The sequence below is a fragment of the Methanoregula sp. genome (assembly GCF_028679125.1).
Classification (GTDB): domain Archaea; phylum Halobacteriota; class Methanomicrobia; order Methanomicrobiales; family Methanospirillaceae; genus Methanoregula.
The window spans coordinates 101,725-116,318 of sequence record NZ_JAJRCG010000003.1; the positions used below are offsets into that span (position 1 = coordinate 101,725).

Below are 14,594 nucleotides of genomic sequence, written 5' to 3' on the forward strand. Positions count from 1 at the left end.
TGAGCAAGACAACGTCCCGTTGGCTCACTTGAGTTTTTTCTCAAGTTTCTTGAGCTTCTTCTTTGCGCTTTCGCTACCCGACGCTGCCTGCTTCGAGAGCTCTTCTGCCTTGACCTTCTTTGCCTGGTTCAGTTTCGTCATCTGTTTCTTACTTGTCGGCATACAATCACCTCGCTACGTCTTTGAATGATTCTATTTATCTTTTTTCCCTCTTAAAATATTCCTGTATCGCTGTAATAATCTGAAACTTCAAATAAACGAAAAAATGACCTGTGATTCCCACAGACTTCCGGAAAAACGATTGCCTGTTCCATTCGTCATGGGATATTTTTAAAATAATTGTTACAAAAGAAAAAGATCATACCCGGAATGCCACGCCAGTGAACTCCGCAACGGTGCGGTCTCCGGCATAAATTATCACCCGGAACGTGTCAGTAGTACCATTGTCTTTCACCCGCTCGGCAATGGCAACAAGATCGCCCGTTGCCGGAGCGAGATAATGGATGCTGATCGAGATGGCGGTCCGGTGTATGCCGCCACAGTTCGAGGCAATCCCGAAGGCCTGGTCTGCGAGCGCGAAGATTGCCCCGCCGTGTGCTGCGCCGGATGGGTTCAGTTTACCCGTACAGTTCATCGTGACACGGGCATACCCGTCGCGGGCCTCGGTGATCACCATGCCGAGCAGTCGGGCAAACTCGTTCTCATTGAATACTTGAATACATTCACGTGTATTCAGGTCTTCCGGGCGGGGATGGGGCATTGAGGTCATATTAATCCAGACCTGACGTGATCCTGGCGATCATTTGTATTTCTTCTGCGTGTAGGTGTATTTCCCGCTCTCGCCGCCATCGGAAACAATGGCCACCCACTCGTACAGGGACTGCATGGTGCCAAACTGCTTATAGCGCCGCATCGAGAATCCGACACTGAGCTTCCCGTCGAACTTTACTTTACCGAGATCTTTCATCCGCATTGCGATTTCAAGATCGTCCCCGGCATCGATGCAACGGTACATGCCTGCCTGTATGAACGCATCTTTCCGGAATGCGGTGTTGCAGCCCAGCGTGTAATAGAATGTCCGGCTGTAGTAGCCGATCCGCGAGAATGTGTTGGCAAGCATGAGCGAGAAGCGGTTGTTCAAACCCTCTTCGATAGGGTACACGGGACCGTAGAGCTGGACAATGGCCGGGTTCCGGAAATCTTCGCCAATCCGTTTGACCCAGCCGGGCGGGATGATACAGTCCGCGTCCGTTGTGGCAATGATCTCTCCTTTTGCTGCATTGACCCCATCGTTCCGCGCACCGCCGACTTTTTTGCTGGTCTGGGTGAAGACCTTGTCGGCATATTTTTTCGCGATCTCGCAGGTCGCATCTTTCGACCCGCCATCCACCACGATGATCTCGTACTCGCTTCGCGGGATGTTCTGGTGGGAGAGCGAGACCAGGCACTGCGCAATATTCTCCTCTTCATTGAATGTCGGGATAACGACAGATATCATCAGGTTTTCAGGACTCCTTGTTCATTTTTGGGTCTGGCGGATAATAAGCGTGATGCAGAAGTACATTCAGGCTGTTTTGTCGTGTGCCATAAAGTCAAAGACCGAGCGGATGACGCCGTCCATGTTCAGGTACTCGAACTGGGCGAACCGGCCAACGAGCGGGAGACCGATTTTGGCGCAGTAGTCCTTTATGATGGCGATGTTCTTCTGGTAGGCGAGGTCGTAGACAACGTACGCGAACGGCTGGCGCTCAACGGACGAGAAAACAATGTTGTCCGAGGTGCAGATGTGCATGGCATCAAGCATGCCCGTCACTTCATGGATCAGTTCACCATCGGAACGTGCGGCAATCTCATCGCCCGGCTGATGGGTGATCTCAGCAAGGATGGCGCTGCATCCTTCCGGCGCTGCATGTCGGCTGAAGTTGGACGGAAACGAGAGCCGGTTGGTCTTGCCGAGGTCTCTGTCCGGGATGTACATCCAGGAGACCGGCGGGAGAGATCCTTTGATGCCGATGTTGACGCAGGCAAGTGAGTTGTACACGAGCGCATGACAGGCCTCGCTTACGTCGGGGGGAACGTTCTTTAGGCAGGGTAACAGGTGCTGGACCGGGATCGTGCAGATCACCCGGTCCGCCTCAATGGTCTCGGTGCTGTTGCTTATGAGCCATTTTTTACCGGTCTTTTTTACGGATGTAACACGGAACCCGATGCGGATGGACTCGGTGACCGGGCTGGCGATGGCTTTGACGAGTGCCTCAATCCCGCCATCCAGCGGGTATGAGAAGACTGCCTGGTGAGTATACCCCTCCGTTTCGATCCCGATAGCGGACTTGATGATGTCTTCGACCGGGGGCCGGGGGATCCGTCCGTCCACCCAGTGGAGCGACATCTTCTCCGTGGGATATTTCCAGATCTTCTCATTGTAAGGCACCATGTAGCATTCGGCTATGCCCGGGCCGAATGTGTAATAGATCCAGTCCCGGAAATTCACGGGTGCAGGTATGGTGCCTTTCTCAACTGCGATAAGGTTCTGCACAAAGCCATTGATACAGGCAAACCGGTCCTCCGGGGGTAACTCGTACAGGCCATTCTCGAACGGGTATTTGACCTGCCGGCCTTTGAAGAAAATTTTGGTATTCCGGTTGTTCCGCTGTTCGTTGCCTTCGATCATCCGGCGCATGAACATGAGGACTTCAGTATCCCGCGAGAAGATGATATGGGATCCACCGGTATCGAACGTGAATCCTGCCGTTGTTTTCGATCGGCAAAGCCCGCCGATTGCCGGTTCTGCTTCAAGAACCAGGACTTTTTCGCCGCGCTCGTGCAGGAGCCGGGCAAGAGTCAGGCCGGAAAGTCCGCCGCCAAGAATTACTGTTGTCACTGCATAGGAATTTGCCGGCAGGAGTTATATGCGTGAGGGTGAGAGATTTCCCGGCTCATTATCAGAATGAGACCAGCAGGGGAGTCTCTGGCGGTACACATTTGCTATCCGCGCAGAGCAGGCCTGCCGGGCAGTTGTTGTCGCAGGTGCCGCAGTGATCGGCATCGGAGGAGAGGTTAAAACAACCCTCCACGCATGCGGTCTGCCCGTATGCACAGGTTTTCTGGCAGTTTCCATTGACGCAGGATTGTCCTTTCGCGCAGGCATTGTCACATATACCGCAGTGGCCGCTGTTCGTCCTTGGGTCAACACACGTACCATTGCATAGCCGTTGATCGGAAGCACAGATGAGGGCCTTGGTTGCCTGAGGTTTGGTTGTAGTTATCGGGAGGGACGTTGTTGGCAGGATCGTTGTGTTGGAGGGTGGCGTTGTCGCGGTGGTCAGCGGTTCTTCATCGATGACAATCACATAGGATCCGTTCGGTATCGTTGAGGTCTGGTTTGTTGCGGCTGCCTTTCCGGATGACGGGGAACTATTGAGGAACGGGTACCCCGCTGCGAGAATGATAAGAACGATGACAATTACTGCGGCTCCGAGTATCAGGGCGCGGTGAGAGCGTTTGCCGGAATCTCCTGGATCCGATACTGTCGGAATTACGGTGGTGTTAGAAGCAGCAGCAGTCCCGTCGGTTTCCGGTTCGAGCCGGGTGCCGCACTGGCCACAGAACTGATCGTCAGGTTTTGCGGGTACACCGCAGGAAGCACAGATTCGCAAGAGCAATCACCATACTATGCTGCTAATCTGCTTTCCCGGGATGATGAAAAAAGGTTTCTTCTGTTTTTGTGTCACAAATGCGTATTATCTGTGGATTATTGTTTTGAGATGTACCAGCCGGTCTGCGTCTCGTCGAGTACTTTTGTTGCAGTCTTCTTTGTCAGGGAACTGACAACGATCATCGCAAGGAGCGAGATGAAGAATGCGTAGGCCGAGAAGTGGAGCGGTATTGCGGCAAAGTCAATGCCGAGCGCCTTGACCTTGAAGTAGTTGAGGAAACCGAAGAGCAGGGCTGCAAAGAGTCCGAGCGTCATGCTGGCAAGGGCACCTTCCCGGGTTGCGCCACGCCAGTATAACCCGGCAAGGAGCGGGACGGAAAATGTGGCAAGCATCGTACCGATACCCATCCAGATCAGGATGGCGAGCATCTCCGGTGGATTGATCGCGATGATCATCGTGCCCAGGGCCGCGACAACGACAACGATCTTGGAGAGGAGGAGGACGCTCTTGTCATCTGCATCCGGTTTTAAGACTTTCTTATAGATATCCCACGAGAACATTGCACCAATCGTGAGCATGAGCCGGTCGGTAGTGGACATGACTGCTGCGAGCACGATGACTGCAAAGATGGCCCAGATCGCCATAACCGGCATGGCATACTGGATACCGTACAGGATCACGAAGTCCTGTGCATTCGAAACTGCCGGAAGAGTGAATACCCCTTCCTTGACCATGACGAGACCGGCAAACCCGGCGAATTTCAGGAGGAAAATTACCACACCGTAGATAAGGAAGGCGATCAGCGGCGACCACTTGAAGTACTTGACATCCTTGATGGCAAGCACGTTATTGATCACGTGCGGGGCACAGGCAAGCCCGAGACCGAGCAGGAGCGCGAACGAGACAACGTACGGTGGTGCGAATGCTCCCACCGGGTTCCACGGCATGACGAGATTCGGGTTGATGGTGGCGATGAACTCGTTGACATGCGTGAACCCGCCGGCATACCAGATGATGATGGGGGCCATGACAAGAACCCCGATGATGAGCGTGATTGACTGGACGAGCGAGGCCCAGGCCACGGCATAGAGACCGCCAATAGCCGTATAGGCCATGGTGACCAGGGTGGCGATTACGAGCGCGAGCCAGAGCGGAATTCCAAAGAGCCACATGAGCACCATCGAGATTGCGGTATACTGGCCTACGAGATAGATCAGCGAGACGATGATACCGGCCACCGCGGAGAGCGTCCTCAGCGCAACCGGGCTTTCAAACCGGTGGGCAAGGTAATCCTGCACGGTGATGTAACCGGCGCTCCTTGAGACATTGTGGAGTTTGACCCCGAAGAAGATGATGCAGATGCCAATCGAGAGCGGGACAAAGATCTGCTCCCAGATGGTTGGCCAGCCGGCTTTGTACCCGAGACCCGAGACGCCGAGCAGCGACATGCCCGAGCAGACTGTGCCGATCATCATGAGAATGAAAACCCAGAACCCGAGCTGGCGCCCGGCAAGGATGTAGTCTTCCGTGTTCTTGATCTTCTGTGAGGCCCATGCCCCGATGCCGAGCATCAGGATAAAGTAGAGGCCGACAACGCCAATGGTAATCCAGTCAGCAGCCATCAGTCATGCCCCTTGAACGTGAGTCCCCAGTACAGCAATGCTACAATGATGACGAGCACAACGCCGCCAACCGCAATAATGGTGATATCCGGTAATCCAAACATGGTTCCCTGTTAACTTGTAGCATGCTAACATATAACAAATTCGAAATTAATCCGTTGATTGATCGTCGTGAACTGGATTTTTTACGGGACTTTTAACGGACTGAGATATTCTCATTTACTATGAGATCAATCCCAAATCATATTCTGCTGTTTTTTAAAGAAGCGTTATGATTGATTCTGATGGGTAAAGTCCGGGTTACGATCTGGCTTTGTTACCGGCATCCCGGTTTTTCCATCCCTTATGGCCACATTTCATAATCAAAACGATATGGTTTTGTTTGACCATGATTCACTGATATGAGCATATGACGGAGTGTTGATCATCGATTCCCTTATCCTGTTCCTCCTTGCCATCCTTCCGATCCTGGTGATCTTTGTCGGCCTTGTTTTCCTGAAACAATCGGGAACGCTGATGGGTGTACTTGGCTGGCTTTTGACGGTCATCATTGCGGTCCTTTTCTTCCAGACCTCCCTGGGAATAGCGCTCTCCGCATCCTGGGCCGGGGTTCTCTCTTCCTTTGGTATCTCGCTGATGGTCCTCTTTACCATCCTCCAGGTTACGATGATGGATCTGACCGGTGCAATCACCCGGATTACGGCGTACATCAAATCAATTGCAGCCGAGCGGTACGAGCAGATCATGATCCTGAATGTCGGGTTCGGGTCATTCCTGGTTTCAATCGGCGCAACACCGGTCACCATGCTGCCCCCCATAATGCTTGCTCTCGGTTTCTCTCCCGTGGCAGCCGTCGCCCTTCCCTGTCTTGGCTATGATCCGCTCACTTCATTCTCGCTCCTTGCTGTCCCCATCACGATCCCGGCAGCGGCCTTCGGTTTCGATGCCCAGGTTCTCGGGTGCAGGATTGCACTCTTCCTGCCGGTCATCTCCACGGGCCTTGCCCTGGGCATGCTCTGGGTTGCCGATGGATTTGAAGGAGTCCGGCGAGGGTTTTTCATGGCGCTCGTTGCAGGACTCACCCTCGGGTTCTCCGCAATCTTTTTTGTCAATATCCTGCCTGCGTCTGCAATCGGGCTTGTAGGGGTCTTTTCCGGGCTTGTCACCATCGCCGTCCTCTTTCTCATGCGGGCTCTTCGGGGCAGACCGGCAGATGCAGTCCCGACCCCTGTACCAATTCCGACAGTGACGGGTACAATGCCACTCTGGAAAGCAGCCTTCCCCTGGATCCTGCTGGTTACCTTTGCAGTCCTCATCAGCATCCCGGTTATCCAATCCGGACTCTACAATTTTCTCGGCCCGGTCCAGAAAGTTCCCGTTGTGGCCGACAAGATCGTGGATTTAAAACTCCTGAACCAGGCCTACTTCTGGGTAGTTGTCAGTACCATTATCTCCGCACCGCTCCTTATCCGGAGCCGCAAAGAAGCACGGGATATCCTCTCGCTCTGGGTAAAGCGGGCCTGGAGTCCGACTCTTGCTGCAATGGTCTTTTTTGCGATCGCATACGTGATGGACTGGTCCGGCCGGTCGGTGATTGGCGGGACGCTCGCGTTTGCCCCCGGGGCGGATGCATTTAACATGAACGCGGTGATCGGTCTCTTCCTTGCCCTCGCCTTTGGCATTACGTTTCCCCTGATCAGCCCGACACTCGGCCTCTTCGGGTCATTTATCTCCGGTTCGGAAGCATCATCCAACGTGATGTTCTATGGTATCCTGAAGAAATCCTCGGATGTCCTCTCCCTTGACTTCCTCTCGGTTTATGCGGCTCATGCAGTGGCAGGCGGGGTAGCATCCGGTGTGGCTGTAGCCAAGATCATCAATGCAGCGGCGGTCATCGATAAACTGGGTATTGAAGGGGAGGTCATCCGGAAGGTAGCCCCGGTTGCTCTTATCCTGACACTTCTCATTGGCGTGATGCTCTGCATCATGCTGTTCATCTGATCTTTTTTTTAATCCCTGCCGGAGAACTGGCATCATCTGAGGTAACCAGTACCAGAAAAGGGAGAATTGTTCGGATCAGGATTTTGCCTTTGGCTGGCATGGTCACATATCTTTGACCTGTGCCGGGTGCAAAAAATGAAGACTCCGGGATGAGAATGAGCTGGATTACCCGTCTCGCGTACGATATGAATGACATGAGATTTATACCGAAGAAGAAGGTAACTGCGATGACAATGAGGCCGATGTTTCCATATTTTTTTCAGATCCTACTGGACCGGATATCTTGCTTCTCATAAGCGTCATTTCCGGTGTCTATGCTTTTGAACCATGTACCTCCTGGGATATCATCGGGTAAATTTCCGGTAATCAGGTCATCCCTTATCATACTGAAAGAGAATAATGGTTATATCATGAGTGCTTCTGCCGGTTCCCGGGAAAATTACCGTATGAAAAACCTCTGCAATCTGGCGTTTGTTGTTATCCTGTTTCTCTTCATGGCCGGTTGTGTTCTGCCATCAGCCGCAGCTACGGATCCCGCAGGTTGCCCGGGCTGCGGAATGGTCTGGAAGGACACCTGCATACCGTTCGAGAAGAATAATGAATCTGCCTATAACGAGGAACTGATCGCAGCCTTTGCACCTGTTGCGGCGAACCAGACTCCGACAGCAGATTACCGTAACATTTCCTGGACCCGGGCGTTTCTTGCATTCCATAACGATATCAAAGAACGTTATGCATTTACCCGACAGCGATCGGTTGACTTCGATTCTCTCAACGCAACGTATACACCGCTGATTGCTGCCGCTGAGAAAAAACAGGACAAGGCTGCTTATTACCGTGCCATCCGGCAATACCTGTACTCGATCCCAGACGGGCATGTGGTCGTGTTGCCGACTGAAGGTGAGTTCGGTGCAAAGTATGCTGACATTGGCGGAGGGTACGGCATTACGATGACCCTGCTTGATTCCGATGATGTGATAGTGAGCTATGTTGCAAACGGCAGCGCCGCTGAGAAGATAGGGATCAAACCCGGCGATAAGATCACCGGGTGGAACGGGAAGGAGATCCATGATGCGATCAATGCTACTTCCTATATCTGGGCTGTGAAGAAGCCCTCGACGCATGAGGGTATCCTTCTCCAGCAGACCCGGCTCCTGGCCCGCGATCCGGTCGGTTCACAAGCCTCGGTCAAGATCACCTACGGGGGTATTCCCCATCCCCGGACCCTGAATCTTACGGCATATGATGATGCGTACGATACCCTGTCAAAGAGCACCATCTATCTTGGGAAACCGGTTAATGACATTGGCGCTGACAATATCCTGACTTACTTCCTGCCGCAGATCAGCAATGATACCGTTACCTACCGGACGCTGCCCGGGGGATACTCGTACATCGGGATCTACAAGGAGTCCTATGAGGTATACCAGCCATTCAGGGCTGCAATGCTGGATGCGGTCACGAACAATTCACCGGGTATTGTTATCGATCTCCGGTATAACAATGGCGGGGATGACAATCTTGCGGCCTGTTATGCCGGCTGGTTCGTTGACAAGCCGGTCTTTTATGAGTATGGGACAACCTATGACCGCGGTTCCCGGAAGTTCACCATTCTCACGGAAGCCTGGGCGCAACCGCAGGTGAACGCCTATCATGGGCCGGTCGCGGTGCTCGTGTCCCCGGATACCATCAGTTCCGGCGAAGGATTGCCGATGATATTTACTCGCTCCGGACGGGGAAAGATCATCTCCTGGTACGGTACGAACGGGGCGTTCGGTATGAATAATGTGCAGGGCATCCTGCCGCTGGGTATGTACGTGTTTTTCCCGAACGGTGCTTCACTTGATGAGACCCGCGCGATACAGGTGGACAGTAATGCAACCCTTTCCGGCGGGATCTCCCCGCAGATCCGGGTACCGCTTAACGAAAGCACGGTAGCTCGGGCCATGGCGGGAGAGGATGTCCAGCTGACCTACGCAATGGAGTGGCTGGATGAACAGCAGGCAACCGGGCAGGCACCCCCGGTGGTCACTGCAACGACTGCAACTCCAGCGCAGAAAGCAACACCCGGCATCGCAATGGTAATTATTGCTGTCGGGATCCTGGCTGTCGTACGACAGAAGAGATAATTTTTTGCTCTGTAGAAATCATTTCGAAATGCTAACGCTCCCGGGCTTACGTTGCATATATTGACGGGGGTCGGGCGGTGTACTTCCAGTGCGAACAAACCGATGTAATTCATGTAAGTACTATCGGGAATTTTCCCCCGGATCTGTTGGTCACGGACGATAAAGTATCAAAGTACACCGCCAGACCCCCCCAGGGCCCTCCCATTTCCGTGCCGGATTCGTGCAGTTTTACAGGATGAATGAAGGGATTGTCCAGGCACCATGGGGGAGGGGGGGTCGCATGGTGTACAAACAGGGGGAGTGAGGAATGTTATTTCAAAAAAGGTTTTCTACAGAGCATATTTTTTTATTTGCGTTTACGATTTGAATGCAGCGCTCTGTTCTATCCGATAAGTTACGTTATCGTGCCAGTCGGGATTACGACCGGTTTTACAGGGTAATTATATGAGTTGCTGAATTCACCGTGCTATAGTAACACAGCGCTTATTAAAAAAAGTGAAAGATAATTTGTACGGTTACTTCAGAAGCGGGGCTTCCGGTGTTTGGGCAGGCAGTCCCTGCAATAAACTGGCCTTCCCTCGGTTGGCTTGAACGGTACTTCGCATTCTTTTCCGCAGTCTGAACAGACTACTTTTGTCATTTCACGGGGGCCGAGGTCACGGGGAGCGCGGTTGCCGCCAAAGTTTGATGATCCGAACATAATGGTTTCTCGAACAGTTCTTTTAGAAACTGTGTAATCTTAATTGACTACCGAGTATAAGAGGTTCTGCATTGAACCAACCGGAATAGTTGAATATATGCTGGAAATATATCCCGTATAAATTTTGATCATAACTTGTTCCCGGGATGACTTGTGCTACCGTGATTCCCGCATGGTTCATACCGTGTACCCGACCCTGGCAGTCCGATATTTCTGATATGGAACCCGGATACCCGGTTTCATGGCATTCCATCTCTTATCCAGGACAAGGGATTATTAGACTCTCATAGTTCCGGTTTTCGCCAGTTCTCCCATGGCACCACCATCTCAAACCGCGCACCTTTTCCCGGTTCCCCGGTCTCCCGGATGGTAATACCGGTTATGCTGAGAATCTCCTGCGCAAGGAAGAGTCCAAGGCCGGTGTTTTTCCCAAAACCCCGTTCAAATATCCTTTTTTTCTCATTGGCTGGTATTCCTATTCCGTTATCCTCACACAGGATCAGCAGGGAATCCCCGGATTCCTGCACACCAAACCGGATACTCGTGATCGTTCCGCCATGCCGGATGGCATTATCTACCAAGTTGTAAAAGACTTTGGCAATCAAGGGATCGGCAAATACCTCCGAGCCTGCCGGGATATCATTTTTTATGGCAATTGTGCCGGGAGAAACAAGGAATCTCGAAGACTCTACCAGCGCATGGCAGTCCTGCCAGAGCGGTGCCTGGCTCCCAATCGATTCATATTCCTTGGTGAACTGGATCATGGCAGAGATCCGGTCAAGGGAAGCATTGATCTTCCTGAAATATTCGGCCGAAATCGTATCCTTCTGCGTCATTTCCAGCAGAGAGGTATATCCGCGCACGACCGTCATCTGGTTGTTGATATCGTGCCGTGTGATACCCGTCAGCAGGCTGAGCTGGCGGTTTGCAACCCGGAGGGCATCTTCCGCTTTCTTGCGCTCCGTAATATCAACGAGGATTCCCCGGAGCCCGGTAATAGTTCCATTTTCAACAACCGGTGACGAATAGATTGAGACCGGGAACGTACTGCCATCTTTGCGCACGGCCAGAAACTCGTTAGGAATTTTTCCATTCTGGCTCCTGTCCTTTCCTTCGCTCATGATACGGAACAAGGCAGAGGCCCGTTCACGATCCTCGGGAACAATCATCTGCTGGATGGTAAGGCCTTGCTGGAATTCTTCTTCCGTATACCCGAAATTTGCAAATGCAATGCGATTCGTGTATTTCAGGTTGCCCTGGTTATCTGCTTCATAGATGATCTGGGGCAGAAGATCTGCGAGCTCATGGAATCGTGCTTCGCTCTGCATCAGACCGTCATGGGTCTCCCGGATTGTCCCGAGCATCCGGTTTATTTCCAGCGCAAGTCCCGTCAGTTCATCGTCGCCATCAATCTTCACCGGATCCCTGCTTTTGCCCGACCGGCCGATCGTACTCACCTGGTCTGCCAGGGACCGGATCCTTCCCAGTACTGCATGATCCATCAGGAAAATTATTCCAAGGCCCAGGACCAGGCATGCCGCAAGAATGAGGAGGATAAACTGCAGCGTGGTAGTTATTCCCTGGTGGTAGATATCGCGGGGCTCGGTAATTTCAAGGATGAGTGCATCATTTCCGTAAATATCCCTGATAAGAGAATATCCGGCAACTTCATCGTTGTTCAGTGGAATGATGATGCCGGGGGAGGTCCCGGAGTACTGCCGAAGACGAGAAATAATATCCGGGGATACTGACCGGTCTTCAATCCTTTTGAAGGTGAGCGTGAGTCTCGTGAGTTTTGTGAGCCGGGAGGTCTCTACCTGGCTGATATACCGTCCCATAATCACGACACCCTGCGGCCTACCGGAAAAATTCGAATAGACGATCGGTTGCGATACCACTAGCATGGGATCCTCCGGTAGCATCAGAATTCCGGTAGTTACATAATGGGGATCCGACATGTTCATCAGGGGATTACGGGGATCCAAAGTCCCTGAAAAGAACGACGGGACGGGAACCATTGAATGCTTCTGAATATCATATGCCCCAGAATAGAGTATTTCTCCCCGGGTATTGGTTATGACAATGAGGTTCAGGTCGAGGTTCTCGTAACCAAAGGAATGGAGATTGGAGGAGATGTAATCCGGAGCATTTCCGTTCACAAAATAAACTGTCTCATCCCAGGGACCCCAGTCAGATGCGGTAAGCGACAGGGACCCGATCTCATCCTGGTATTTATTGACTGCCTGATCGAGATCCTGCCGGATATATTGTTCTTCAAGAGAGGTGTAACTGGCAAGAATGATGGTAGAATAAAAAATACCTGCCGTAAAAAAAACTGCAATGAGCATGCAGATGATAACCAAAAAAGATTTTTCCTGAAGTTTCATGAGAATCGTCTGGTAAACATCTTTTGTTACGGTTGATTTGATGCGTAATGAACCCTTTCAATTATTTACCGCCACGAAACTGGAATTCAGGCACTTTCCGGAACAGCTCAAAGAAATTCCCGATAAGATCATTCTCCAGCTCTTTGAGATTGTGCGGAAGAACAGACTGCCCGATGATCTGGTAAGAAAATTTCAGGTTCCGGTCATCCCCTGATTTACGGCAGGAATTGAACAGACTCTTTTTGAGATCTGCGGACTGGCCGATATACAGGATCTCCCGTGACCCGGCATCCATGAGCAGGTAAAGACCGGCTCCGGGTGCAATACCCTCGATATGTTCCACATCTACCGGCATATAGTCCGCCCACTCAAGCCCCATCCAGTCGCTGTCGCCCGGTTTTCCCCCGATCTCCAACGGAGTTATGCTTGGCCACCCGGCCGGGTTGTCTTTCTGGTCGCCGGCAAGTTTCCCGCCCCGCCGTCCCTCCTTGCGGGTCGTGGATTTCCGATATCGCGGGTGAAACCGCCCGAAGTTGCAGAGCGTGGATTCGCCACGCTCCTGCCGATACTTATAGAGCAGGAAACTTTCCATTCCCTTTCGCCCGCCTGTCGATGCATCGAGCGGTGCGGCGGAACATTCAAACTGAAGTGCCCTGACCGGTCCTTCGTATTCCTGAGAGGGGATTGATTCCCCGGAATCTGCATCATCCCGGGGATCGTTCACTTCAGGATCCGGTGAAGTACCCGGCTCCTTCAATCCTGCGGCGTCCTGCCAGGCCCAGAGTGCAGGGGCTTCTGCATGGGGATCGGTCCATGGCATCTGGTTACAGTTCCGGAGTTCGATCCGGAGATCCTGCAACCGCTGGTACAGGGCCCGGCTGGTCTCGCCCACGTACATGAGGTAATCCCCGCAAACCGGTTTTATCCGGTACAACCCGGGTTCACGAGGGATCTCATGGAAAGCGTGTTTATCGGCACTGAATGGGATCCACGGGGACCAGGGAAGACCTCCCCAGTTATACGAGAGATAGTCCCGGTCTTCGGGATCGATGGCAGTTTCCTGCAATGGTTCGAACGACATTGATTGTCAGGCATTGGACGGGATGGGGCATAAGGCTTGAGGGTACTCCCCGGATACTTCTTTATAGCGTGAACCCGGTAGTACTTCCCATGGAAAAACAACCTCAGGCAACACGGGTAAAACAGGATCGCCCGGTCTGTGAACGATGCCAGGATCCCAATATCGTACTGAAACCTGACGGCAGTTATCGCTGCAAGCGGTGCGGGTTCACAAGAACGATAACCCCCTAGCCGGTTCACACGGGTGCCCGCCTATAGCCGGCACATCTCGTTTTTATGGGGTCACGACCAGGTTTTCGAACCGGATTTCCAGGTCCGAACCGGTAAGCGATGATGGCAGTGAGCACGAGACTTCACTGTCCGTACTGACATGCCCCCCAGCATCCAGTGTCCCGAGATACAGGGTGTTCCAGCATATCATTCGTCCTGTGTAATAGAAATTTGCTGATACGGTTACTTCACGTGCGCCGGCTGACCCGACATTGAATGCTTCAGTGTGCACGATCAGCGGTACCGGGTTGGAAGTACTGCTCCTTCCCTGCGGGTACGTCCAGTACCCGTCAACATGGATCTGTGGGAGATCTTTTTCCCCGGAGGGAATCATTGTCGTCGCAAAGGTGACCGGCAGTGTGGCAGGCACGCTTGTCAGCAGGGCTGCGAAGGTTTCATTGCTTCCTTTTGAAGAGGTCACCGGTGCAGACCAGGTATTGTATCCTGTTTTCCGGATCTCGATGGTGTGGTTGCCGGTCGGGATCCCGGTGATAGTGGCCGGCGTAGTGCCGTGATATTCATTGTCGAGATAGATCTCCCCGCCGGGTGGGGTGGATATGATCATGATCGACCCGGTCTCCTGCAACGGGGCGGGACTGCTGCATCCTGCAGCGGCGATACCCAGCACGAGAAGAATAAGGGCAAGGCTCCGGAGCAGGAGGATTTTCTGGCGCATGATTGATCATCTGTGGAGGATCTTCTGGTGTATATCCTTTGTGCCGTGTGGATTGGATAAGCAACAACTGGCA

General features: G+C 52.6%; 13 protein-coding genes. 3 read left to right on the plus strand and 10 right to left on the minus strand.

The genetic code is table 11. The features are described from left to right. Positions 1–24: 24 nt before the first annotated feature. The 6 genes from LUQ43_RS03460 to LUQ43_RS03485 form a co-directional block, all read right to left on the minus strand. Positions 25–162, minus strand: a complete 138-nt coding sequence (locus LUQ43_RS03460) for a hypothetical protein (protein WP_299963824.1) — start codon at positions 160–162, stop codon at positions 25–27. Positions 163–358: 196 nt separating this feature from the next. Then, on the minus strand, positions 359–769 hold the full coding sequence (locus LUQ43_RS03465) for a hotdog fold thioesterase (RefSeq protein WP_299963826.1): 411 nt from the start codon (positions 767–769) through the stop codon (positions 359–361). 30 nt (positions 770–799) lie between these two features. After that, entirely contained in the window at positions 800–1,498 is a 699-nt protein-coding gene (locus LUQ43_RS03470) for a glycosyltransferase (protein ID WP_299963830.1), read from the minus strand. A 66-nt stretch (positions 1,499–1,564) separates the two neighbouring features. Next, positions 1,565–2,881 carry an FAD-dependent oxidoreductase gene (locus LUQ43_RS03475; protein WP_299963833.1) on the minus strand — a complete coding sequence of 439 codons (1,317 nt, stop codon included), beginning with the start codon at positions 2,879–2,881 and terminating at the stop codon, positions 1,565–1,567. 61 nt (positions 2,882–2,942) lie between these two features. Continuing rightward, positions 2,943–3,656 carry a hypothetical protein gene (locus LUQ43_RS03480; protein ID WP_299963835.1) on the minus strand — a complete coding sequence of 238 codons (714 nt, stop codon included), beginning with the start codon at positions 3,654–3,656 and terminating at the stop codon, positions 2,943–2,945. Between the two features lie 95 nt (positions 3,657–3,751). Continuing rightward, complete coding sequence (locus LUQ43_RS03485; protein WP_299963837.1) at positions 3,752–5,278, minus strand: sodium:solute symporter family protein; 1,527 nt, start codon at positions 5,276–5,278, stop codon at positions 3,752–3,754. Positions 5,279–5,698: 420 nt separating this feature from the next. Here LUQ43_RS03485 and LUQ43_RS03490 point away from each other — a divergent pair, with 420 nt between their 5' ends. After that, on the plus strand, positions 5,699–7,279 hold the full coding sequence (locus LUQ43_RS03490; protein ID WP_299963840.1) for an L-lactate permease: 1,581 nt from the start codon (positions 5,699–5,701) through the stop codon (positions 7,277–7,279). 446 nt (positions 7,280–7,725) lie between these two features. Next, the gene (locus tag LUQ43_RS03495) at positions 7,726–9,408 is read left to right on the plus strand and encodes a S41 family peptidase (RefSeq protein ID WP_299963842.1); all 1,683 of its coding nucleotides are present in this window, start codon (positions 7,726–7,728) and stop codon (positions 9,406–9,408) included. A gap of 520 nt (positions 9,409–9,928) precedes the next feature. Here the strand turns inward: LUQ43_RS03495 and LUQ43_RS03500 are convergent. The 3 genes from LUQ43_RS03500 to LUQ43_RS03510 all read right to left on the minus strand — a co-directional run bounded on the left by LUQ43_RS03500 (position 9,929) and on the right by LUQ43_RS03510 (position 13,576). Then, a complete protein-coding gene (locus LUQ43_RS03500) occupies positions 9,929–10,108 on the minus strand; it encodes a CxxC-x17-CxxC domain-containing protein (protein ID WP_299963845.1) in 180 nt (59 codons plus the stop codon). A gap of 284 nt (positions 10,109–10,392) precedes the next feature. After that, complete coding sequence (locus LUQ43_RS03505) at positions 10,393–12,495, minus strand: CHASE4 domain-containing protein (protein ID WP_363318476.1); 2,103 nt, start codon at positions 12,493–12,495, stop codon at positions 10,393–10,395. 61 nt (positions 12,496–12,556) lie between these two features. After that, positions 12,557–13,576, minus strand: coding sequence for a hypothetical protein (locus LUQ43_RS03510; RefSeq protein WP_299963847.1), 1,020 nt, complete (start codon positions 13,574–13,576; stop codon positions 12,557–12,559). Between the two features lie 89 nt (positions 13,577–13,665). On the opposite strand from LUQ43_RS03510, the gene LUQ43_RS03515 reads away from it, so the two are divergent. Continuing rightward, a complete protein-coding gene (locus tag LUQ43_RS03515; RefSeq protein ID WP_299963850.1) occupies positions 13,666–13,806 on the plus strand; it encodes a hypothetical protein in 141 nt (46 codons plus the stop codon). A 43-nt stretch (positions 13,807–13,849) separates the two neighbouring features. Here the strand turns inward: LUQ43_RS03515 and LUQ43_RS03520 are convergent, their stop codons facing one another. Beyond that, positions 13,850–14,521, minus strand: coding sequence for a PEGA domain-containing protein (locus LUQ43_RS03520; RefSeq protein ID WP_299963852.1), 672 nt, complete (start codon positions 14,519–14,521; stop codon positions 13,850–13,852). Positions 14,522–14,594 lie beyond the last annotated feature (73 nt).